This is a genomic window from Zoogloea oryzae, from assembly GCF_030161255.1.
Taxonomy (GTDB): Bacteria; Pseudomonadota; Gammaproteobacteria; order Burkholderiales; family Rhodocyclaceae; genus Zoogloea; species Zoogloea oryzae.
This window is the reverse complement of sequence record NZ_BSPX01000027.1, coordinates 1-21782: the sequence shown is the minus strand read 5'-3', so window position 1 is coordinate 21782 and position 21782 is coordinate 1. Positions and strand designations below refer to the sequence as shown.

At 66.5% G+C, this 21782-nt stretch carries 15 protein-coding genes; 7 read left to right on the top strand and 8 right to left on the bottom strand.

The window, feature by feature from the left end:
* Positions 1-84 precede the first annotated feature (84 nt).
* Positions 85-2532, top strand: coding sequence for a sensor domain-containing protein (locus QQK25_RS10405; RefSeq protein ID WP_284187861.1), 2448 nt, complete (start codon positions 85-87; stop codon positions 2530-2532).
* Here the strand turns inward: QQK25_RS10405 and QQK25_RS10400 are convergent.
* The 3 genes from QQK25_RS10400 to QQK25_RS10390 are packed head-to-tail and all read right to left on the bottom strand — an operon-like array spanning position 2519 to position 7668.
* A complete protein-coding gene (locus QQK25_RS10400; RefSeq protein ID WP_284187860.1) occupies positions 2519-2998 on the bottom strand; it encodes a WbuC family cupin fold metalloprotein in 480 nt (159 codons plus the stop codon). The two genes, QQK25_RS10405 and QQK25_RS10400, sit on opposite strands and share 14 nt — an antisense overlap.
* Complete coding sequence (gene dnaE, locus QQK25_RS10395; protein ID WP_284187859.1) at positions 2995-6489, bottom strand: DNA polymerase III subunit alpha; 3495 nt, start codon at positions 6487-6489, stop codon at positions 2995-2997. Before dnaE ends, QQK25_RS10400 begins: the two co-directional genes overlap by 4 nt.
* Positions 6490-6546: 57 nt before the next feature.
* Entirely contained in the window at positions 6547-7668 is a 1122-nt protein-coding gene (locus tag QQK25_RS10390) for a rhomboid family intramembrane serine protease (protein WP_284187858.1), read from the bottom strand.
* 189 nt (positions 7669-7857) lie between these two features.
* Here QQK25_RS10390 and QQK25_RS10385 point away from each other — a divergent pair, with 189 nt between their 5' ends.
* Entirely contained in the window at positions 7858-8901 is a 1044-nt protein-coding gene (locus QQK25_RS10385; protein ID WP_284187857.1) for a GGDEF domain-containing protein, read from the top strand.
* 25 nt (positions 8902-8926) lie between these two features.
* Here QQK25_RS10385 and QQK25_RS10380 read toward each other — a convergent pair whose 3' ends face one another.
* The 3 genes from QQK25_RS10380 to QQK25_RS10370 form a co-directional block, all read right to left on the bottom strand.
* The gene (locus QQK25_RS10380; protein ID WP_153161469.1) at positions 8927-9316 is read right to left on the bottom strand and encodes a hypothetical protein; all 390 of its coding nucleotides are present in this window, start codon (positions 9314-9316) and stop codon (positions 8927-8929) included.
* 2 nt (positions 9317-9318) lie between these two features.
* Positions 9319-10293 carry a quinone oxidoreductase family protein gene (locus QQK25_RS10375; RefSeq protein ID WP_284187856.1) on the bottom strand — a complete coding sequence of 325 codons (975 nt, stop codon included), beginning with the start codon at positions 10291-10293 and terminating at the stop codon, positions 9319-9321.
* Between the two features lie 112 nt (positions 10294-10405).
* Complete coding sequence (locus QQK25_RS10370; RefSeq protein WP_284187855.1) at positions 10406-12694, bottom strand: NADP-dependent malic enzyme; 2289 nt, start codon at positions 12692-12694, stop codon at positions 10406-10408.
* A 340-nt stretch (positions 12695-13034) separates the two neighbouring features.
* Between QQK25_RS10370 and QQK25_RS10365 the strand changes: the two genes are divergently transcribed.
* The 3 genes from QQK25_RS10365 to QQK25_RS10355 all read left to right on the top strand — a co-directional run bounded on the left by QQK25_RS10365 (position 13035) and on the right by QQK25_RS10355 (position 16680).
* On the top strand, positions 13035-13802 hold the full coding sequence (locus QQK25_RS10365) for a ParA family protein (protein WP_153161466.1): 768 nt from the start codon (positions 13035-13037) through the stop codon (positions 13800-13802).
* A 131-nt stretch (positions 13803-13933) separates the two neighbouring features.
* The gene (locus tag QQK25_RS10360) at positions 13934-15478 is read left to right on the top strand and encodes an MBOAT family O-acyltransferase (RefSeq protein ID WP_284187854.1); all 1545 of its coding nucleotides are present in this window, start codon (positions 13934-13936) and stop codon (positions 15476-15478) included.
* Positions 15478-16680 (top strand): hypothetical protein, encoded by a 1203-nt coding sequence (locus QQK25_RS10355; protein WP_284187853.1) that lies wholly within the window; start codon positions 15478-15480, stop codon positions 16678-16680. The genes QQK25_RS10360 and QQK25_RS10355 overlap by 1 nt, the downstream gene beginning before the upstream one ends.
* A 359-nt stretch (positions 16681-17039) precedes the next feature.
* Here the strand turns inward: QQK25_RS10355 and QQK25_RS10350 are convergent, their stop codons facing one another.
* Together QQK25_RS10350 and QQK25_RS10345 are read right to left on the bottom strand one after the other, a co-directional pair.
* Positions 17040-17486, bottom strand: coding sequence for an REP-associated tyrosine transposase (locus QQK25_RS10350; protein ID WP_284187852.1), 447 nt, complete (start codon positions 17484-17486; stop codon positions 17040-17042).
* 458 nt (positions 17487-17944) lie between these two features.
* Positions 17945-19372, bottom strand: a complete 1428-nt coding sequence (locus QQK25_RS10345) for an MBL fold metallo-hydrolase (RefSeq protein ID WP_284187851.1) — start codon at positions 19370-19372, stop codon at positions 17945-17947.
* Between the two features lie 196 nt (positions 19373-19568).
* On the opposite strand from QQK25_RS10345, the gene QQK25_RS10340 reads away from it, so the two are divergent.
* Positions 19569-20006: a hypothetical protein gene (locus QQK25_RS10340; protein ID WP_284187850.1), complete on the top strand. Its 438-nt coding sequence runs from the start codon at positions 19569-19571 to the stop codon at positions 20004-20006.
* Positions 20007-20047: 41 nt separating this feature from the next.
* Positions 20048-20728 carry a hypothetical protein gene (locus QQK25_RS10335; RefSeq protein WP_284187849.1) on the top strand — a complete coding sequence of 227 codons (681 nt, stop codon included), beginning with the start codon at positions 20048-20050 and terminating at the stop codon, positions 20726-20728.
* Positions 20729-21782: the final 1054 nt, after the last annotated feature.

Sequence of the window (21782 nt, the reverse complement as noted above, 5' to 3'; positions counted from 1 at the left end):
TTTTGCTCGACGAACCCTATCGACACCGTACAGACCGTGCCCACGCCCTTGCTCACTCAACCGGCAGTCAACCGGGACAACTCCATGTCCCTGTTCGACCACCTGCCCGCGCTGATATGGCGATCCGGCCTGAACGCAAAGTGCAACTACTTCAACCAGACTTGGCTCAATTTCACCGGCCGCAGCTTTGAACAGGAGTTTGGCGACGGCTGGACCACCGGCGTCCACCCCGAGGATTTCGACCGCTGCGTCAGCACCTATCTCGAACACTTCGCGGTCCGCACGCCCTTCGAGATGGAGTACCGCCTGCGCCGCCACGACGGCGAATACCGCTGGATCATCGACACCGGCCGGCCGATCTTCGACGCGGACGGAGAATTCGTCGGCTACATCGGCTCCTGCCTCGACATCACCGACCGGCGCAATACCGAAGCCGAACTGCGCGAGCGGGAAACCCGCCTGGGCACCCTCCTCGCGTCGATGGGTGAAGGCGTGGTCATGCGCGATGCCAGCGGAAGGCTCCTCGCCCACAACGTCGCCGCCTGCGAGATCCTCGGCCTGTCCTCCGACCAGCTCCACGACTGGAGCGCCCTGGAGACGCTCATCACCTACCTCGACGAGGACGGCACGCCGCTCGAGCCCAACAACACCCCGTCGGCCCGCGCCCTGCGCTCGGGCCTGCCCCAGGCCGGCATGCTCGGCATCGACCGCGCCGACGGCAGCCGGCGCTGGCTGTGGAGCAACGCGGTGCCGCTCTTCGAGGACGACGATCCCGCCGCCCCGGTACGCGGCGTGGTGACCACCATCGCCGACATCACCGTCCGCCGCACCCACGAAGAGCAATCGCGCCTCGCCTGGACGGTGTTCCAGAACAGCGTCGAGGCGATCATCGTCACCGACGCCGACGAGCGCATCCTGTCCGTCAACCGGGCCTTCACCGACGTCACCGGCTACACCGCCGAGGAAGCCATCGGCCAGACGCCCCGCCTGCTGTGCTCCGGCCACCACGACAAGGCCTTCTACGAAGCCATGTGGCGGGACATCAACATCATGGGCTTCTGGCAGGGCGAGATCCACGACCGGCGCAAGAACGGCACCTTCTATCCCTCGTCCCTGTCGATCAGCGCCGTTCGCAACAAGGTCGGGCGGGTCACCCACTACGTGGCGGTGCTGTCCGACATCACCGAGCGCAAGGCGTCGGAAGCGCGCATCGCCTTCCTCGCCCAGCACGACCCGCTCACCGGCCTGCCCAACCGCACCCTCCTGCGCGACCGCCTCGACCAGGCCCTGGCCAGCGCCACCCGTCACGGCAAGCGCATTGCGCTGATGTTCCTGGATCTCGACCGCTTCAAGACGATCAACGACTCCCTCGGCCACATGATCGGGGACCGCCTGCTGCAGGGTGTCGCCCAGCGCCTCACCAGCTGCGTGCGCGAGACCGACACCGTGAGCCGCCAGGGGGGCGACGAGTTCCTGATCGTGCTCACCGACGTGGACGTGCCCGACGACGCGGCGCGGGTGGCCGAAAAGATCCTCGACCTGCTCGGCCCGCCATTCGACGTGGACGGGCAGCAGCTCGGCACCTCGTTCTCCATCGGCATCGCCCTCTACCCCGAGGATGGCAACAGCGTCGAGCTGCTGATGAAGAACGCCGACACCGCCATGTACCACGCCAAGGAGAGCGGCCGGAACACCTACCGCTTCTTCGACGAGGCGATGAACGTCAACGCTCTGGAGCGCCTGCACCTGGAAAATGGCCTGCGCCACGCCCTGGCCCAGGAGGAATTCCAGCTCTTCTACCAGCCGCAGGTTGACCTGATGAGCGGCCGGATCATCGGCGTGGAGGCGCTGCTGCGCTGGTTCAGCGGCGTGATGGGGGGCATCTCGCCGGCACGTTTCATCCCCCTTGCCGAAGAATGCGGGCTGATCGTGCCAATCGGCGAATGGGTGCTCGGCACAGCCTGCCGTCAGGCGGTCGCCTGGCAGGATGCGGGCTTTCCGCCGATGCCAGTGGCAGTCAATCTGTCGGCGCTGCAGTTCCGCCGCAGCGACATCGTGGCGAGCGTGGCCGCGGCGCTGGCGGCCAGCGGGCTCGACGGCCGCTGGCTCGAACTGGAGCTCACCGAATCCCTGCTGATGCAGTCCGGCCCGGATGTTTCCGCCACCCTCGCGCGGCTCAAGGCGCTGGGGGTGCGCCTGTCGATCGACGATTTCGGTACGGGTTATTCGAGCCTGGCCTACCTCAAGCGCTTCCCGGTGGACCGGCTGAAGGTGGACCAGAGCTTCGTGCGGGATCTGACCGACGATCCAGACGACGCCACCATCGTGCGGGCGATCATCCAGCTGGGCCACAGCCTGCACCTCGAGGTGATCGCCGAAGGCACCGAAACCCCCGAGCAGATGGCATTCCTGCTCCGCGAAGGCTGCTCCGCCGCCCAGGGCTATCTGTTCAGCCCGCCCCTGCCCGCCGATGCGGTGACGGGGCTGCTGGAGGCCGGGAGCCTGCCGGCCACGCCGATCAGGCCGCTGTAAAGGCGCCCTTCATCTCGGCCAGGTAGCCGGCAACGCCCGGCTCGCCCTCGGCCGGCGCCCACTGGCCCCACTCGGCGGGCAACGGCACCGCGTAGGGGCCGGCCTTGATCTCGATGAACACCGTGCCGCTCTCCAGCGCGACGATGCTGTGGAACACCCCGGCCGGCACGTGAAAGCCGAACGAGCCGGCTTCGGGGGCGATCACCCGCGCCTCCAGCAACTTGCCCTCCCCATCGAACACCAGCGCCCCGATCCGACCGCGCAGCGGGATGATGGTCTCGGACTTGTTGGGGTCGAGATGGCAGTGGGGCCGCACGTAGGAATCCGGCTCGATGGCCACCAGCAGGCGGTGGGCCGGCTCGGTGGATTCGAGATGGAGGTTGTGGTGGCTGCGCAGGCGCGGCACCGAACGGGCCTTGGCGACCAGTTCGTCGAGGAGGGAGGCGTCGAGAAAGCAGTTGCTCATGAGTAGATCACTTCAACGGAATCGGGGGGGAGCCATTCGCGCAGGCTTTCCAGCAGGCGGTCGTCGGGGCGCACGCGCCAGCCCGGGCCGAGGGGGAAGTCGGCCTCGGCCTCGGCGTTGCGGTAGCGCACGCGGATCGGGCACTCGCCTTCGCGGAAAGGGGCGAGCATGGTCTGCAGGCGCTCGGCCGCCGCGATGGCACCACCGGCCTGGCCCACTTCGCCGTTGAGCCTGAGCTGCAGGGCGCGGGCAAAGCGGCCGCGGGCCTCGCCGAGGGTCATCAGGCGGTCGGCGACGATGCGCAGGCCACCGGGGCCGGAGAAGTCGTCGGGGCTCACCTTGGCGTCGACGATCAGCACCTCGTCCACCACGATGCGATCCCGGTTGTTGTCGAAGGTCTCCGAGAACACCGACACCTCCCGGGGCGTGGTGCCGTCGTCGAGCAGCACGAAGGCGATCTTGCCCCGGGCGGTCATCTTGGCGCGCACTTCCATCACCACGCCGGCCAGAGTGACGAGATCCTTCGACGGCTCGACGTGAGCCAGGGTGCGCCGCACGAAGCGCCGCACCTCGGGCTTGAAGGCATTGAAGGGGTGGCCGGAGAGGAAGAAGCCGATCGCCAGCTTTTCTTCCTTCAGGCGCTCGCGCTCGCCCCACGGCCGCACCTTGACGTAGTCGGCCATCGGCGGGGCTTCCATGCCGGGCATGTCGAACAGGCCGCTTTGCATGGCGTTGGCGGCGATCTGCTCGGCGGCCTCCATGGCGATGCCCACCGACGCCAGCAGCTTGGCCCGGTCGGCCGGCTGCACGGGGTCGATGGTGTCGAAGGCGCCGGCGCGGATCAGGGCTTCGATCACGCGGCGGTTGGCCATCCGCTTGTCCACCCGGCAGGCGAAGTCGAACAGATCCTTGAACGGCCCCGCCTCGCGGGCAGCGAGGATGGCCCGCACCGCCGGCTCGCCCACGCCCTTCACGGCGCCCAGGCCGTAGCGGATCGTCTTCGAGTCGGTGGGCACGAAGCGGTAGTCGGACTGGTTCACATCCGGCGGCAGCACCTTGATGCCGTTGGCGATCGTGTCTTCGTAGAAGATCTTGATCGTGTCGGTGTTGTCCAGGTCGGCCGACATGGTGGCCGCCATGAAGGCCGAGCAGTGATACGCCTTGAGCCACGCGGTGTGGTAGGTGACCACCGCGTAGGCTGCCGTGTGCGACTTGTTGAAGCCGTACTCGGCAAACTTGGTCATCAGGTCGAAGAGCTGCTCGGCCAGCGCCGGGTCGTAACCCTTCTGGCGGGCACCCGCGGCGATGGTCTCCCGGTGCTTGGCCATCTCCTCGGGCTTCTTCTTGCCCATTGCCCGGCGCAGCATGTCGGCGCCGCCCAGGGTATAGCCCCCGATGATCTGGGAGATCTGCATCACCTGCTCCTGGTACACGATCACCCCGTAGGTGGGCGACAGGCAGGCGGTGAGATCCGGGTGGAAGTAGTCGATGGCCTGCTGGCCTTTTTTACGCAGGATGAAGTCGTCCACCATCCCCGAGCCCAGCGGGCCCGGACGGTAGAGCGCCAGCACGGCGATGATGTCTTCGAAGCGGTCGGGCGCGAGCTTCTTGAGCAGCTTCTTCATGCCTTCCGATTCCACCTGGAAGATCGCCGTGGTGTTGGCGTCCCGGAGGATCTGGTAGGCGGCCTGGTCTTCGAAGCCCAGGCTCATGAGATCGGGCTTCGAGCCGGTGAGGCGCTCGACGTAATCGAGCGCCAGCTCGATGATGGTGAGGTTGCGCAGGCCCAGGAAGTCGAACTTCACGAGGCCGACGGCTTCCACGTCGTCCTTGTCGAACTGGGACACCGGCGTGGCGTCCTCGCCGTCGGCGATGTAGAGCGGACAGAAATCGGTGAGCTTGCCCGGCGCGATCAGCACGCCGCCGGCGTGCATGCCGACGCCGCGGGTGAGGCCTTCGAGCGGCTCGGCGAGGCTCCAGAGCTCCTGGATCGACTCGCCGTCGTTGCCGTCGGCCATCAGCTCGTTGATCTGCGGCTCCTGCTCGCGGGCGTCGGCCAGCGACAGGGGCTTGTTCTGCACCACCGGGATCAGCTTGGAGAGCCGGTCGCACAGGCCGTAGGGCAGATCCAGCACGCGACCCACGTCGCGCACCACGGCCTTGGAGGCCATCGTGCCGAAGGTGGCGATCTGGCTCACCGCGTCCTTGCCGTAGCGCTCGCGCACGTATTCGATCACACGGTAGCGGTTGTCCTGGCAGAAGTCGATGTCGAAGTCGGGCATCGACACCCGCTCGGGGTTGAGGAAGCGTTCGAACAGCAGCGCGTAGGCGAGCGGATCGAGGTCGGTGATCTTGAGGGAGTACGCCACCAGCGAGCCCGCGCCGGAGCCCCGCCCCGGGCCCACCGGCACGCCGTTGTTCTTGGCCCACTGGATGAAGTCCGCCACGATCAGGAAGTAGCCCGGAAAGCCCATCTGGACGATGGTGTCGGTCTCGAACTTGAGGCGGTCCTCGTAGCGCTGGCGCTGGGCCTCGCGCTCGTCCGGGTGCGGGTAGAGCTGGACGAGGCGCTCCTCGAGGCCGGCCTTGGCTTCCTGCACCAGGAAGTCGTCGAGGCTCATGCCGTCGGGCGTCGGGAACAGCGGCAGGAAGTTCTTGCCCAGCTGCACGGTGAGCGAGCAACGGCGGGCGATCTCGACGCTGTTCTCCAGCGCCTCGGGGATGTCGGCGAACAGCGCCGCCATCTCGTCCTGGGTCTTGAAGTACTGCTGCTCGGTGAAATCCTTGGGCCGGCGCTTGTCGGCCAGCACGTAGCCTTCGGCGATGCACACCCGGGCCTCGTGGGCCTTGAAATCCTCGGGCCGGATGAACTGGATCGGGTGGGTGGCGACCACCGGCAGGTTGAGGCGCGACGCCAGCTGGACGGCCTCGCGGATGTAGGTCTCGGTGCCCGGATGGCCGGCGCGCTGCAGCTCGATGTAGAACGAATCCGGGAAACGCCGGGCCCAGTCGGCGGCCAGGCTCTCGGCCATCTGCATGTTGCCGTTGGCCAGCGCGTGCCCCACGTCGCCGTCCTTGGCACCCGACAGGCAGATGAGGTCGGACGCGGCTTCGGCGGTCAGCCATTCACGGCGGATCTCGGCGCGGCCGCGATACTTGTTCTCCATGAAGGCCAGGGTCAGCAGCTCGCACAGCTGGCCGTAGCCCTTGCGGTTCTTGCAGATCAGCAGGACGCGGGACGGCTTGTCGCGATCGGCCGCGTTGGTGATCCAGACGTCGCAGCCGATGACCGGCTTGAGGCCCTTGCCGCGGGCGCCCTTGTAGAACTTGACCATCCCGAACAGGTTGGCCAGATCGGAGATGCCCAGCGCCGGCATGCCGTCGGCGACGGCGCGGGCAATGGCGGAATCCACCTGCGCGATCCCGTCGGAGATCGAATACTCGGTGTGGAGGCGCAGATGGATGAAACGGGGGGAGTGGGATTCAGGCATCCCGGGATTTTACCTTCCGGCCGGCCGCCGGTTGACCCCCGCGGCGAGATTTCCCGACTAGCGGCCGGCGGCCTCCACCGACTTGCGCAGGCGCATCTGCAGCAGGATGTTGTCGGCCTGCACCTGCAGGGTGCGCGAGCGCTCGATCCACACCGCCTGATGGGTTTCGATGGCCTGGGCCAGCGCCTTCAGGGCGTCGCGGCGGGTGGTGGCGTAGTGCACCAGCTCGTCGCGCTGCCATTCGTAGTCGTCCGGCGCCTCGCGCCACGACAGGGCGGTGATCGCCCGGTCCCAGCGGGGGATGAAGTCGTGCTCCAGCTTGTCGAGGGCCGCCGCCTCGGTGATCCGCTTCTGGCGCATGGCGTCCATCAGCGCGGCCTGCTCGCGCAGGAGCTCCTGCTCTTCCAGGGCAAACTGGCGGATCGTCTGCTGGTAGGCCGAACCGATCTCGAAATTGCGCACCACCTGGGGCGACTCCTTCCACAGCCAGCTGCCCAGCGCCGCCGCCAGCAGCAGCCCGCCCAGCACCTGGGGCGCAAGCCAGCGCACGGGCTTAGGCGACACCAGCGGCTCGGCGAAGGCCGCGCCCAGCAGCAGCCCGCCCACCAGGCCGCCCAGGTGGGCGGCGTTGTCGATGCCCGGAATCGAGAAGCCGGCAAACAGCGAGTAACCGATGAAGCCCAGGGTGCCCGAGCGCATCTCGCGGAACACCTCGGCGGGCACCGACCCCCGCTGACGCAGCAGGTAGGCCAGCAGCGCGCCATACACGCCGAAGATCGCCCCGGACGCACCGACGCTCACCGGGCCCGGCTTCCACCACAGGCTGGCCGCATTGCCCAGCAGGCCGGCGATCACGTAGATGGTCAGGAAACCCCACCGCCCGAACAGCCGCTCAACCACCTGCCCGGCCTGGTGCAGCGCCAGCATGTTGAGCCCCACGTGGAGCAGCCCGCCGTGCAGGAAGAGCGCGGTGAAGAAGCGCCACCCCTCACCCTGCTGGACCAGCGGGGCGAAGTTGCCGCCAAACCGGATCAGCAGATCGGGCGGGATCTGCATGGGATTCACCGCCGCGATGGCCAGCGCCGCAAAGACGACCGAATTGATCACCACCAGCGCACGGGTCACGTCGGCCCGGGGCACCCGGGAGAACAGAACGTTGATGAAAGTGTCGTAGTTCAAGAGGGAAGGAGATTGCAGAGGGAAGCCCGGATTATACGCAGCCGGGCGACGACGCAATCCCGACTTCTCGGCGCGACCGCCCGTGGCCCTGCAGCCGCCCTGCGGCATCCAGGCTCCGCTGCACTGCCAAGTACAGGTAGAATCGCGAAAATGTGACCACAAAAAGCCAATAATGTCGCACCGGGCACCATGATCCACGTCCTCAAGCACGTCGAATCCATCACCCAACATCGAGACAGGGCCTTGCTTGAGCTAGGCGTCGCGTCAGCGTTGTTCGAGCTGGTCAAGGCCCGCGAGGTCAATCTTCACAAGATCGTCGGGGATGGCGATGCCCGCGCCCTCGAACAGGTCACCCACGTGGGCAGTGACGGGGTTCGCTACGCGACCGAAGCCGAGATCGACGACCCCCAGCCCATCGGCACCCGGCCGGAGATCCTTGCCTGCGTCGAGAACTCGCAGATCGTGCGACGGGAGCTCAAGGAAACCGGCGCCTACATCCACTGTTTTCCGATCAGCGTCGACCGGCGCGTGCTGGGCGTGCTCGAAGTCTCCTGCGACCGCCCCCTGTCCGAAGACGACCTGGGCACCGCCGAAGGTTTTCTCGGCCTCTACCGCAACTACCTGAGCCTGCTGGACTACAGCGAGCGGGACACCCTCACCGGGATGCTCAACCGCAAGACCTTCGACGAGAGCCTGTCGAAGATCCTCGCCGGCATGGCCGCGATGCAGGCCGCCGAAAACGATCCGTCCGCCGTCCGTCGCCGGCGCCAGCAGGAAGACGGCAACCACTGGCTGGCGGTGGTCGACGTGGACCACTTCAAGCGCATCAACGATCACTTCGGCCACCTGTACGGCGACGAGGTGCTGATCCTCCTCGCCCGCATCATGCGCGAGAGCTTCCGTCACCAGGACAAGTTGTTCCGTTTTGGCGGCGAGGAGTTCGTCGTCACCCTGCGGGCGATGTCGGAGGACGAGGTGCGCACCGCCCTCGAACGCTTCCGCACCGCCGTCGAGAACTACGTTTTCCCGCAGGTCGGGCAGGTCACGGTGAGCGCCGGCTACACCCACATCAGCGCATCCGACACCATCCCGGAGATCGTCGGCCGGGCCGACGAGGCGCTTTACGTGGCCAAGGAAAACGGCCGCAACCAGATCGCCAGCTACGAAGCGGCCCTCCGCGCGGGCAAGGTCGCCGTGCGCGACAAGCCCGACAACGACATCGAGCTGTTCTGAGCGGGCCGGGCGGCCCGCGTCACCTTCAGCGGCCCGCCGCCTGGGCGGGCAGATCCTTCAGCGCCTGCTTGCGCTCGCCCTCGGCGGCGAAGATCAGCGCCTGCTGCTCATCGGTGAGCGGCGCCTTCAGGTCACGTTCCAGCGAGTTGTAGATCCGCGCCAGACGGTCGGTGAGACGGCCCTTGGCGGGGATCGCGCGCACCACCTGATCGTGGCTGGCGCCGGTGATGCTCATCACCTTCTGGATGAAGGCCTCCTCGATGCGCCGGGTTTCGGCCTGCATGAAGGCCACCTGGCCCGGCGTCAGCACCGCGGCGGTCGGCGGAGCCGGCGGCGCAGCGCTGGCCGGAGCCAGCGGAAGGGACAGGAACAAGGCCAGGACGGCAGAAGCAGAAAGCGGGATTGCGGATTTCATGATCACGGAAGGAGGACGGTCGAGCCGGTGGTGCGCCGGGCCTCGAGTTCGCGGTGGGCGACGGCGGCATCCTTGAGCGGATAGCGCTGGTTGATCGACAGGCGGACCTGACCGGAGGCCACCACGTCGAACAGTTCATCGGACATCGCCAGCAGATCCTCGCGCCGGGCGATGTAGTGGAACAGGGTCGGACGCGTCAGGAACAGGGAGCCCATCTTGGCGAGCAGCGCGGGCTCGAAAGCCGGCACCGGCCCCGAGGCATTGCCGAAGGTGACCATCACCCCCAGCGGCCGCAGGCAGGCCAGGGAATCCATGAACGTGTCCTTGCCGATGGAATCGTAAACCACCGGCACGCCTTCACCCGCGGTAATTTCACGGACGCGCGCCGAAACCGGTTCGCGGGTGTAGATGATCGTGTGATCGCAGCCGTGCTGCCGGGCGATCTCGGCTTTCTCGTCGGAGCTCACGGTGCCGATCACGGTGGCGCCCAGGGCCTTGGCCCACTGGCAGACGATCAGCCCCACTCCACCCGCGGCGGCGTGGATCAGGATGGTATCGCCGGGCTGGACCCGGTAGGTGCGACGCAGCAGGTACTGGGCGGTGAGCCCCTGCATCATCATCGCCGCGCCCTGCTCGAAGCTCAGGCTGTCGGGCAGATTGACCAGCAGGCTGGCCGCGATGTTGCGGCTTTCGGAATACGCACCGAGGGGGCCGCCCACGTAGGCAACCCGGTCGCCGGGCACGAACTCCACCACACCCTCGCCGACGGCTTCGATGACGCCCGCCGCTTCCTGGCCGAGGCCGGACGGCAGCGTCAGCGGGTAAAGCCCGGAGCGGTGATAGGTATCGATGTAATTGACGCCGACCGCCTCATGGCGGATGCGAACTTCGCCGGCAGCTGGCGGCGGCAGGTCGGCCTCGACCCATTGCAGGACGTCGGGGCCGCCGATGCGGTCGAAACGGATCAGATGAGTCATGGCGTCACCTCGCAGGACATCGTGGGCCACGATTGTACCGGAGGTGAGCGTCTGCCGCCCCCGGCGGGCATGGGCACAAGGCCATGCCCGCCGGAGGACGGGCTCCGCTGGATCAGTTGCCTTCGCGCTGCTCCATGGCGTCCACCACCGCCAGGGCGGTGATGTTCACCAGCCGGCGCACAGACGCCGACGGGGTCAGGATGTGCACCGCGCGGGCGCTACCGAGGAGGATCGGCCCCACCGACACGCCATCGCCGTGGGCAACCTTGAGCAGGTTGAAGGCGATGTTGGCGGCGTCGAGGTTGGGCATCACCAGCAGGTTGGCTTCGCCGTGGAGGGTCGAATCCGGGTGCAGACGCTCGCGGATCTCGTGGGACAGGGCCGAGTCGCCGTGCATCTCGCCGTCGCACTGCAGGTCCGGCGCCTTGACGCGCAGGATGTCGCGGGCTTCGCGCATGCGGCGGGACGAGGTGGACCGGGCGCTGCCGAAGTTGGAGTGGGACAGCAGGGCCACCTTCGGCTCGATGCCGAAACGCTTCAGCTCGTCGGCCGCCATCACCGCGATCTCAGCGGCGTCCTCGGCGCTCGGCATCTCGTTCACGTAGGTGTCGGTGATGGCCAGCACGCGCTGGGGCAGCAGCAGGATGTTCATCGCTGCGTACAGGCTGGCACCGTTCTTCAGGCCGATCAGGTTCTGGACGTGCTCGAAGTGGTGGTCGTAGGAGCCGGTGGTGCCGCACACCAGGGCGTCGGCGTCGCCGCGACGCAGCAGCATGCAGCCGATCAGGGTGGTGTCGGAGCGCAGGGCTTCGCGGGCGGAGTCCGGCGTGACGCCATCGCGGCCCATCAGGCGGTAGTACTCCTGCCACAGCTCGCGGTAGCGGCTGTCGGATTCCACATTCACCACATCGAAGTCGCGGCCGGACTTGAGGTTGAGGCCGAACTTCTCGATGCGCATGTCGATGACCGCCGGACGGCCGATGAGGATCGGGCGGGCCAGGTTCTCATCGACCACGGCACGCACGGCGCGCAGCACGCGCTCGCTCTCGCCTTCCGCGTAGAGCACGCGCTTCTTGTCGGCGGGGATGCGCTTGGCGGTGGAGAACACCGGCTTCATGATGATGCCGGACTGGTACACGAACTCGGTCAGGCTCTGGACGTAGGCGTCCATGTCGATCTTGCGCGTGGCCACGCCGGAGTCGATGGCGGCCTGGGCCACGGCCGGGGCGATCTTGACGATCAGGCGCGGATCGAAGGGCTTGGGGATCAGGTAGTTCGGGCCGAACGACAGATCGGCGCCGCCGTAGGCCTGGGCCACCACGTCGGACTGCTCGGCTTCGGCCAGCTCGGCGATGGCCTTCACGCAGGCGAGCTTCATCTCTTCGTTGATCGTCGTGGCGCCGGCATCGAGGGCACCGCGGAAGATGAACGGGAAGCACAGCACGTTGTTCACCTGGTTCGGGTAATCCGAACGGCCGGTGGCGATGATGGCGTCGGGGCGGACTTCCTTGGCCAGCTCCGGCATGATTTCCGGGGTCGGGTTGGCCAGCGCGAAGATCAGCGGCTTGTCGGCCATACCCTTGACCATCTCGGGCTTGAGCACGCCGGCGGTCGAGAGGCCGAGGAACACGTCGGCACCGACCATCGCGTCGGCGAGGGTGCGGAATTCGGTGTTCTGAGCGTAACGGGCCTTGGTCGGCTCCATCTTCTCGTCACGGCCCACATAGATCACGCCCTTCGAGTCGCACACGAAGACGTTCTCGCGCTTGATGCCGAGGCCGCACCACAGCTCCAGGCAGGCGATCGCCGCGGCGCCGGCGCCGGAACACACCACCTTCACTTCGTCGATCTTCTTGCCGACCACCTTGAGGCCGTTGAGCATCGCGGCGGCGGAGATGATGGCGGTGCCGTGCTGGTCGTCGTGGAAGACCGGGATCTTCATCCGCTCGCGCAGCTTCTGCTCGATGTAGAAGCACTCGGGCGCCTTGATGTCCTCGAGGTTGATGCCGCCGAGGGTGGGCTCGAGGGCGGCGATCATGTCGATCAGCTTGTCCGGGTCGTTCTCGGCGAGTTCGATGTCGAACACGTCGATGTTGGCGAACTTCTTGAAGAGGCAGCCCTTGCCTTCCATCACCGGCTTGGCGGCCAGCGGGCCGATGTTGCCCAGGCCCAGCACCGCGGTGCCGTTGGTGACCACGGCCACCAGGTTGCCGCGGGAGGTGTATTCCTGCGCGTCGGCCGGATCGGCCACGATGGCGTCACAGGCGGCGGCGACGCCAGGGGAGTAGGCCAGCGCCAGGTCGCGCTGGTTGGTCAGGCCCTTGGTCGGCACCACCGAAATCTTGCCGCGGGTCGGGCTACGGTGGTACTCGAGGGCGGCGGCGATGAAATCCTTGTCCATGTTCTATCTCTACCAAAAAAAATGGTCCGACCCCTCCCCGCAAGGCAAACGGCCAAGCGGGCAAGGAGCGCTAACCCTGCTGCACACGGAAGTCTGTAAGCGTCTTGGATGCCCCGAAGTGGGCATTTGCATGGTCTGACGGCCGGGTGCGATTGACGCCTGCGCCTGGCCGGAGTTCCGCCGCCGGGAGGGGGCGACGAAGACTGCAGATTATTCTTGTCGGGCGAGTTTAACCGACGAGGCGCATTTTCGCACCCCTCGTAATTAGGGCGGACCCGCATTGCGTGGCACAATCGCGCCCAGTCATAACACTGGCACCAAAGATCAGAGGGAAGAGACGATGCGACGAGTGGTGTTCAACCAGAAGGGCGGCGTGGGCAAATCCACCATCACCTGCAACCTCGCGGCGATCAGCGCCGCCAACGGCCTGCGCACGCTGGTGGTGGATCTGGACCCGCAGGGCAACTCCACCCACTATCTGCTCGGCAACGGCGCCGAGAACGCCGACGACACCATCGCCGGGCTCTTCGAGCAAACGCTGAACTTCAAGTTCAACCCCAAGAAGACCGCCGAGTTCGTCCAGCCGACGCCCTTCGCCAACCTGTCGATCCTGCCGTCCCACCCGGATCTCGAAGAGCTGCAAGGCAAGCTCGAATCCCGCTACAAGATCTTCAAGCTGCGCGACGCGCTCGATGAGCTCGCCGACGACTTCGACGCGGTGTTCATCGACACCCCGCCGGCCCTCAACTTCTTCACCCGCTCGGCGCTGATCGCCACCCGGCTGTGCCTGATCCCCTTCGACTGCGACGACTTCTCGCGCCGGGCGCTCTACGCGCTGCTCGAGAACGTCCAGGAGATCAAGGCCGACCACAACCGCGATCTGGAGGTTGAAGGCATCGTCGTCAATCAGTTCCAGCCCCGCGCCAGCCTGCCGCAAAAGCTGGTGCAGGAGCTCATCGACGAAGGCCTGCCGATCTTCAAGACCTACCTGTCCAGCTCGATCAAGATCCGCGAAAGCCACGAGCAGGCCAAGCCGATGATCCACCTCGACCCGAAGCACAAGCTGGCCCAGGAATTCAGCGCCCTGCACGCCGAGCTGCGCCGGTGATTTCACGGCGCCGGCACCCGGCGCCGTGACATTTCTTTCACCCCGCAACCTTCCGCCACAGCGCGGGGCACTCAAAACGGATAAGCTGCGCCCGGTCGACTCAAGGGCGCGGCACCGCCCCCCACGCACGCATGCTGTTCAATTCGTATTCCTTCCTGCTGGCCTACCTGCCGGTCACGCTGCTCGGCTTCTTCATCCTGGGCCGCATCGGCAAACAGGCCGGCGCGGCCTGGCTGGCCGCCAGCTCGCTGTTCTTCTACGCCTGGTGGGATTACCGCTACCTGGCCCTGCTGCTCGCCTCGATCTGCGCCAACTACCTGGCCGGCAGCTACATCGCCCGCCGCGCCGGCACCGCCGAGGGACGCCGGGTGCTCACCCTGGCGGTGATCGTCAATCTGGTGCTGCTGGGCTACTACAAGTACGCCGACTTCTTCCTCTCCAGCGCCAACGCCCTGCTGGGCACCGACTGGCCGATCCTCGGGATCATCCTGCCCATCGGCATCTCGTTCTTCACCTTCACCCAGATCGCCTTCCTCGCCGACGCCTACGCCGGCAAGGTCACCGAATACCGCTTCATCTACTACGTGCTGTTCGTCACCTACTTCCCGCACCTCATCGCGGGCCCGGTGCTGCACCACAAGGAGATGATGCCGCAGTTCGACGAGGACCGTAATTACCGCCCTCACGCGGCCAACTTCGCCGTCGGCCTCACCATCTTCGCCATCGGCCTCGCCAAGAAGGTGCTGATCGCCGACAGCCTCGCCGACTACGCCGCGCCCGTCTTTGCCCCGAATGCCGACGCCCCCACCCTGTTCAATGCCTGGGGCGGCGCGCTGGCCTACACCTTCCAGCTCTACTTCGACTTCTCGGGCTATTCCGACATGGCCATCGGCCTGTCGCGGATGTTCGGGGTGCGCCTGCCGCTCAACTTCAACTCGCCCTACAAGTCGCGCAACATCACCGAGTTCTGGCGCCGCTGGCACATGACGCTCTCGCGCTTCCTGCGCGACTACCTTTACATTCCCCTGGGAGGCAACCGCCACGGGCGCTTCCGCCGCCATTTCAACCTGCTCACCACCATGGTGCTGGGCGGCCTGTGGCACGGCGCTGGCTGGAACTTCGTGATCTGGGGCGCGCTCCACGGCGGCTTCCTGGTGGTCAATCACGCCTGGCAGGACGTCTGCCGCCGGGTGCCGGTGCATCTGCCGGCCGGCCTGGGGCGTTTTCTGGGGGTTGCCCTCACCTTCCTGTGCGTGGTGTTTGCCTGGGTTTACTTCCGCGCGCCGGATCTGGCCACCGCCAACACGCTCATCGCCGGCATGCTCGGCCAGTTTGGCGCCAGCCTGCCCGAGCCCATCCTGTCCCGCCTCGGCCCGCTCAAGGGAGTGGTGGACGGCCTCGGCATCGGCGTGAGCCTCGGCGGCGGCGCGGCCTTCGTCGAGACCTGGGCCTGGGTGATCGTCGGCGCGCTGGTGGCCTTCTTCGCCCCCAACACGCAGGAGATCATGGGCCGCTTCGACCCCGCCCTGCCCGAAGACAACCGCCACGCCCAGCCCGTGGCCCGTCGCCTGGCCTGGCAACCCAGCCGGCGCAGCGCGCTGGCCATCGGCCTGCTGTTCGCGCTGGGCGTGCTGGCCCTGTCCCGCCCCACCGAATTCCTGTACTTCCAGTTCTGATGGCTTCCCCGACGACTCCCTATTCCTGGGCCAGCTACCTGCGCTGGATGCTGGCAACCCTCGTCGCCTGCGTCGCGCTGGTGGGCGCCGTCAACGTGTTCATCGACCCGCTGGGCATCTTCGGCTCGCCGCGGATCGCCGGCCTCAGCGCCACCAAGCCCTATCTCGACCACCACCGGGAGCTCACCCGCTGGCAGGCCGCCCGCCGCCTGTGCCCCAGCGCCGGCATCTTCGGCAACTCCCGCGCCGAGATCGGCTTCGATCCCGAGCACCCGGCCTTTGCCGCCCAGGGCCTGTCGGCCTTCAACCATTCGATCCCCGGCTCCGCGGTGAGCATGGCCCTGCGCCAGTTTGGCTGGCTGCAGGCCGCCGGCTGCACGCCCAAGGTCGCGCTGATCGGCGTCGAGTTCTACGACTTCCTGGGTTCCACCAAGGCCGCCCCGCTGCCGCCAATCGACACCCCACCGGCAATCGACGGCAAGGTGCTGGCCGAAACCGTGTTCGCCATCACCGGCCTGCGGGATTCCGCCAAGACGGCCGCCCTGCAGCGCGCCCGCTACGCCGCCACCCTTACCGAGCGCGGCTTCAATCCGCTGGACAACTACATCGCCGAGGTGGACAACAGCGGCCACTACATCCTGTTCCGCCAGCGCGCCGACGAGAACGCCCGCAACTGGGGCCGCAAGGCCAAGGCCATCCAGCCCGCCGAGGGGCAATCCATCGACCAGCAGGCCCTCGACGCCCTCCTCGCCGGCATCCAGACGAGCGGCGGCAAGGCCCGGCTGGTGATCTACCCCTACCACGCCGAGATCCGCCTGATGCAGGCACGGCTCGGTCTCGCCGATCTCTTCAACGACTGGAAGCGCATGGTCGTCGCCATCGCCGCGCGGCATCCGGGCGTCGAGGTGTGGGATTTCAGCGGCATCGGCCCCGAGACCCTCGAAGCCATCCCCGCCCCCGGCGACCGCAAGACCCACCTCCAGTACTTCTGGGAAGCCGGCCACTTCAAGCGCGCCCTGGGCGACAAGGTGATCGCCCGGGTGATGGGCGCATCCGACGCCGATGGCAGGTTCGGCATCCAGCTCACCCCGGACAACATCGAAAACGTGATCGCCGCCGACCGCAAGCAGCTCGACGCCCTCCTCACCACCCCGTCGCCGCTCCTCACCGAGGTGGACGACGTGGTCGGCAAACGGCGGTAAACCCGCTCATGTCGGACTAAAGTCCGACCTACAGATCGGTGGGGCTGCAACCCTCACACCCGCGAAACCCCTGTAGGTCGGACTTCAGTCCGACAGCACGGCCCAGATCAAGCACCCGGTGTCGGACTAAAGTCCGACCTACAGATCGGTGAGGCTGCAACCCGCACACCCGCGAAGCCCCTGTAGGTCGGACTTCAGTCCGACAGCACAGCCCAGATCAAGCACCCGGAGTCGGACTAAAGTCCGACCTACAGATCGGCGAGGCTGCAACCCGCATACCCGCAAAACCCCTGTAGGTCGGACTTCAGTCCGACAGCACAGCCCAGATCAAGCACCCCATACCAGACCCAAACGCCCCCTCACAGCCAAACCGCATCCCACAACGGATAATCCCCCACCCGACCGACAATCCCCGCGCGGACGGGGTTGGCGACGAGGTAACGGGCGGCGGCGCGTACATCGTCCTCCCGCCGCAGGGCGCGGTCGTGGTAGGCCGGCGCCCACACCCTGCCCCCGCTCGTGCCGTCATTGAGCGCCAGCGCGCTGCGCCCCTTGAAGCGCCGCATCAATGAGCCCAGGGTCAGCCCTTCCGGGAGCTGCACCAGCCAATGCACGTGATCCGGCATCACCACCCACGCCAGCGACAGGCCCGGATACCCCAAAGCCAGATCGTGAATCACCCTCGCCACCGCACACCCAGCCCGGAAATCCCCAAACCACGGCCGGCGGTCATGGGTGACGGTCGTCAGCAGATAGACCTGCCCCACCACCGAAACCCGGCCCTTGCGAAGATCGGAATAAGACATACGCCCGGATGAGATTGCCTGTCCTGCGGTTCAATACGGCCTGCTGGTGTGTTCTGTCGGACTAAAGTCCGACCTACAGATCGGCGAGGCTTCAACCCGCACACCCGCGAACCCCCTGTGGGTCGGACTTCAGTCCGACAGCACGGCCCAATCAAGCACCCGGTGTCGGACTAAAGTCCGACCTACAGATCGGTGAGGCTTCAACCCACATACCCGCGAAACCCCTGTAGGTCGGACTTCAGTCCGACAGCACGGCCCAATCAAGCACCCGGTGTCGGACTAAAGTCCGACCTACAGATCGGTGGGGCTGCAACCCACAAACCCGCGCAACCCCCTGTAGGTCGGACTTCAGTCCGACAGCGCGGCCCAGATCAAGCACCCGGTGTCGGACTAAAGTCCGACCTACAGATCGGTGAGGCTGCAACCCGCATACCCGCGAAACCCCTGTAGGTCGGACTTCAGTCCGACGGCGCTTCTCCGCCGTTCGACACCTTCACCTGCCCCGCGGTGGCGGATTCGATGGCGTGGCGCAGGGCAGCACGGGCTTCGTCGTCGCCGTGGATCAGGCGGACCTCCTTCGGCCAGTGGCGCATGCCGGTGACGAAGCGCACCAGCCCGGCCTGATCCGCGTGGGCGGAATAGCCGGAGACGGAATGGATGCCGGCGCGGATGTCGATGCGCTCGCCGTCGATCTCCACATAACCGCCCTTCGGCCCCCAGGTCTGGATCGCGTGGCCTGGCGTGCCGCGGGCCTGGTAGCCCACGAACAGCACGTCGTGGCGCGGGTCGTGGAGCATGGCCTTGAGATAACCCATCACCCGCCCGCCGGCGCACATGCCGCTGGCGGCGATCACGATGGCGGGCTCGCCGCTGCGGGCAAGCCTGCGCACGTTGGCCTCGTGGTCGGCGTGCTCGTCGATGGCCACCAGCTGGTCGAAGGCCAGGGGCTTGCGTCCGGCCCGCACCCGGGCCAGGGCCTCGTCGTTCCAGTAGGGCTGCAGTTCCCGGTAGAGCCGGGTGAAACGCCCGGCGAGGGGTGAATCCAGGTAGATCGGCAGCTTTGCCCAGCGCCCGGCATGGGGCCCGGGCTGGCGCTGCTCGCGGTAGAGGATGTCCTCGAATTCATACAACAACTCTTGCGTGCGGCCGATGCTGAAGGCCGGCACGATCACCGTGCCGCCGTTATCCAGCGCCTTCTCGACCACTCGCTGGAGGCGCTCCCGGCGGGCCTTGCGGTCTTCATGGAGGCGATCGCCATAGGTGCTCTCCAGCACCACCACATCCGCCGTCAATGGCGAGCGGGGCGCCGGCAGCATCGGCGCGTGGGGCGCCCCCAGATCCCCCGAGAACACCACCCGGGTCCGCCGCGCCCCAGGGCGCACGAGATCGCACTCCACATAGGCCGACCCGAGAATGTGCCCCGCCCGCTGCAGGCGGATGCCACAACTGCCATCCGGCCCCTCGAAAGCCGTCTGCCATGTATTCCAGGGCACCGGGCGGATGCGCGCCTCCACCATCCGCAGGTAACGCTCCACCAGCCGCGCGTCCCGCGTCACCCCCACCGCAAAGGCATCGGCCAGCACCACCGGCAGCAGCCGCGCCGAAGGCTCGCTGCAATAGATCGGCCCCTTGAACCCCGCCGCCAGCAACCACGGAATCCGCCCCACGTGATCGATGTGCACATGGGTGACCACCAGCGCCCGCACGGCATCCACCGGAAACGGAATCTCCAGCCTGTCGCTGGCCGAACCGCCATCGGGCGAAGTCTCGGCCCCCTGGAACAGCCCGCAGTCGATCAGCAGGCTGTGGGTGTCGTCGATGAAGAGCTGATGGCAAGAGCCGGTGACCCCATGCAGGGCGCCGTGATGAATGATGTTCGCATGCATGGCCGGGGATTCTATACCGCTGTACGGATCAACGGGAAGAGCAGACGAAAAAATCATCTCAGCTATGCTGTTTACGTATACATCATTTCAACTTCCACTTATCATCGCCGCCAATTTATAGCGAGTCGATCAGCTCGAGCACGCTGCGGCACAGCGACCAATGGTCGCGGCCAACGCCAGCCGAAGCACGCAGACGATGGTTCAGACCTTCCACCACAAGCCGCAGCGTTCCCATCCGCTCCCGCCCAAACCGCCGCACGTGCCGCCGTGCTGGCCGCGCGCCCGGCAATCATTGCAGGACATCCTGCAGCCTTTGCAGGACGTCCTGCAGCAATCCACGGACATCCGGCAATTCTCCACGGACATCCCGCCAGCGCTGCCGGACGTCCGGCAAGCGCTCACGGACATCCGGCCATCCTTGCAGCACATCCGGCAGCCGCAGCCGGACATCCAGCCATCACTCATGGACGTCCGGCTGCAGCCCAAGGACATCCGGCCAAAGCAGCAGGACGTCCTGCAATCATTCCAGGGCGTCCTGCGATCATTGCCGGACGCCTCCCCCAAAACCCGTAAAACACCGCAAAGCCTTTACTGGCGCGGGTTTCCAGCGGTTTTCGGCCTTCCGGCCGCGTAGCAATCACCTACCCACCCACAAGCAATCGGAGGAGAAGCACCATGCCCAAGAACTACTACCTGCCCAACGATGACGCCGGCCGCGCAGCGCTGCTCGAACACCTCGCCGCCCACTTGCCGGCCCTGGCTAACACTCTCGAACTCGGCGAATCCCACATCAAGCAACTTGAGGCCGACGCCGCCTCATTCAGCTATACCTTGTCGTCGCTTGAATCTGTACAGGCCACCGCCAAGCGCTGGACCGCCTACAAGAACCTGCAGCGCGACGGCGGCGAGGGCACCGCCGCGTATCCGCACGTGGCAAACCTGCCCCCAGCGGCCCCGGCCGTCCCCCACGGCATCATCCCGCGCCTCACCAGCCTGGTGGCCCGCATCAAGGCCGCCAAGAACTACTCCGACGACATCGGCAGGGAGCTCAACATCATCGGCGCCGCACAGATCGTCGATACCGACAGCGCCAAACCCATCCTCGACATCTCCAAGAAAGCCGGCCAGCCCAGCATCCAGTGGCCCAAGGGCGACGCCGACGCCATCGAGATCTGGGTGGATCGCAGCGATGAAAAGGGCTTCGGTTTCCTCACCATCGCCAACTCCACCCGCGTACCCGACAACGCCCCCCTTCCCGCCACACCGGTCACGTGGCAATACAAGGCCATCTACCGAGTGAAAGACAACCGGGTTGGCGAATGGAGCGACGTGGTGAGCATCACCGCAGGCGGCTGATCCGACGGCCAAGGTAGAACGAATGTCGGACTAAAGTCCGACCTACAGATCGTTGAGGCTTCAACCCACACCCCCGCGACACCCTGTAGGTCGGACTTCAGTCCGACACCATCGCAACGGAACGTCCCCTCAGACCGGCCCGGCGCCCCAAAAGAAAAACGGGCAGCCAAAGCCGCCCGCCCTGCCAACCGCCCATCCCTGCTCGTCGAACTCCATTTCAACGGCACCGCCCAGATCGCGCTCCGCGTGTCGGACTGAAGTCCGACCTACAGATCGGAAGGGCACCAACCCACACCCCCGCAACACCCTGTAGGTCGGACTTCAGTCCGACACCAGCGCCACGGAACACACATGCAGACCGGCCCGGCGCCCCAAAAGAAAAACGGGCAGCCAAAGCCGCCCGCCCTGCCAACCGCCCATCCCTGCTCGTCGAACTCCATTCCAACGGCACCACCCAGATCACGCTCCGCGTGTCGGACTGAAGTCCGACCCACAGATCGGAAGGGCACCAACCCACACACCCACGACACCCTGTAGGTCGGACTTCAGTCCGACACCATCGCCACGGAACACACACGCAGACCGGCCCGGTGCCCCAAAAGAAAAACGGGCAGCCAAAGCCGCCCGCCAAGCCAACCGCCCATCCCTGCTCGTCGAACTCCATTCCAACGGCACCGCCCAGATCACGCTCCGCGTGTCGGACTGAAGTCCGACCTACAGATCGGAAGGGCACCAACCCACACGCCCGCGACATCCTGTAGGTCGGACTTCAGTCCGACAACACGGCCCCAGCGCCCCCATTTGCAAGAAGTCCGCCCCCAACCCAAACACCCTCATCCGGCGTGCAGTTCGTCACGGCGAAAGGGCGTTTGCGAAGGCCCACCCTCCGCTTTAAACAGCAAGCAACGCCCATGACGCTACAATCCCGTTTTCATTTTTTAACACCGAAAGCCAGCTCATGTTCGTCCCCGCCCCCGAGATCTTCAAGGCCTATGACATCCGCGGCATCGTCGACAAGACGCTGACCGCCGAAGCCGTGCGCGCCATCGGCCAC

Excerpts from the sequence above, each read along its gene's own strand:
- QQK25_RS10405 (WP_284187861.1), top strand. The coding sequence starts at position 85 with ATGTCCCTGTTCGACCACCTGCCCGCGCTGATATGGCGATCCGGCCTG.
- QQK25_RS10400 (WP_284187860.1), bottom strand. The coding sequence starts at position 2,998 with ATGAGCAACTGCTTTCTCGACGCCTCCCTCCTCGACGAACTGGTCGCC.
- dnaE (WP_284187859.1), bottom strand. The coding sequence starts at position 6,489 with ATGCCTGAATCCCACTCCCCCCGTTTCATCCATCTGCGCCTCCACACC.
- QQK25_RS10385 (WP_284187857.1), top strand. The coding sequence starts at position 7,858 with ATGATCCACGTCCTCAAGCACGTCGAATCCATCACCCAACATCGAGAC.
- QQK25_RS10380 (WP_153161469.1), bottom strand. The coding sequence starts at position 9,316 with ATGAAATCCGCAATCCCGCTTTCTGCTTCTGCCGTCCTGGCCTTGTTC.
- QQK25_RS10375 (WP_284187856.1), bottom strand. The coding sequence starts at position 10,293 with ATGACTCATCTGATCCGTTTCGACCGCATCGGCGGCCCCGACGTCCTG.
- QQK25_RS10370 (WP_284187855.1), bottom strand. The coding sequence starts at position 12,694 with ATGGACAAGGATTTCATCGCCGCCGCCCTCGAGTACCACCGTAGCCCG.
- QQK25_RS10365 (WP_153161466.1), top strand. The coding sequence starts at position 13,035 with ATGCGACGAGTGGTGTTCAACCAGAAGGGCGGCGTGGGCAAATCCACC.
- QQK25_RS10360 (WP_284187854.1), top strand. The coding sequence starts at position 13,934 with ATGCTGTTCAATTCGTATTCCTTCCTGCTGGCCTACCTGCCGGTCACG.
- QQK25_RS10355 (WP_284187853.1), top strand. The coding sequence starts at position 15,478 with ATGGCTTCCCCGACGACTCCCTATTCCTGGGCCAGCTACCTGCGCTGG.
- QQK25_RS10350 (WP_284187852.1), bottom strand. The coding sequence starts at position 17,486 with ATGTCTTATTCCGATCTTCGCAAGGGCCGGGTTTCGGTGGTGGGGCAG.
- QQK25_RS10345 (WP_284187851.1), bottom strand. The coding sequence starts at position 19,372 with ATGCATGCGAACATCATTCATCACGGCGCCCTGCATGGGGTCACCGGC.
- QQK25_RS10340 (WP_284187850.1), top strand. The coding sequence starts at position 19,569 with ATGGTTCAGACCTTCCACCACAAGCCGCAGCGTTCCCATCCGCTCCCG.
- QQK25_RS10335 (WP_284187849.1), top strand. The coding sequence starts at position 20,048 with ATGCCCAAGAACTACTACCTGCCCAACGATGACGCCGGCCGCGCAGCG.